At 53.7% G+C, this 611-nt stretch carries 1 protein-coding gene; it reads left to right on the forward strand.

From position 1 onward, the window contains the following. Positions 1-322 precede the first annotated feature (322 nt). Positions 323-611 (forward strand): hypothetical protein (locus ACXJKH_RS21855; RefSeq protein ID WP_457322526.1); only part of this gene is annotated, 289 nt, incomplete at its 3' end.

Consider the following 611-nt stretch of genomic DNA (forward strand, 5'->3'; position numbering starts at 1 on the left):
CCCAAGAATCAAACGACCCAGTAGTCAAGGCTGCAGCAGCAAAAATTCGGGCTGGCGTGAGTTCTCAAGGCGCTGAAGCTCAGGCTGCGATTCTTCAGTTCGAGGAGGCGCTTCGTATAGCTATAGGGGCAGGAGACGCCTGAAGCTAGGTAGCAAAAAACCCTTAACCCCTCGGACCTTCGCGACGCCGGCGCCGGCGCCCACACAGGCGCTCGCACGAGACCTACTCGTAAGAGAAGTTTCTCCGGCCGAATTGTTGCGGGAGCAAAAAATTCCGGATAGCGAGGCAGAGTCACGACCATACACCATGGAGATATACTAGATGAGTGCTAAAGAGCTTGTAGACCGAGCTAAACAGGATGCCCTCGATAACTTCGCACATGCGATCTTCCCAATCTACCGATTCGATGCAGGCAGAGACCCAGTACATATTGGAACCTGCTTTGGCATTGAGCATTGCAAGAGACAGTTCCTGATCACTGCGGCGCATGTCATTGATCATCAATCTGTTGGGCAGCTTGCACTTGGAACCACTTCGGACAATTCTTTCGTGTCCATTGTGGGCGAATGGCACGTTTCCACGCCAGACGTAGCTGGCCGTGCCGAGGATC

It is taken from the genome of Stenotrophomonas sp. P5_B8 (assembly GCF_054049855.1).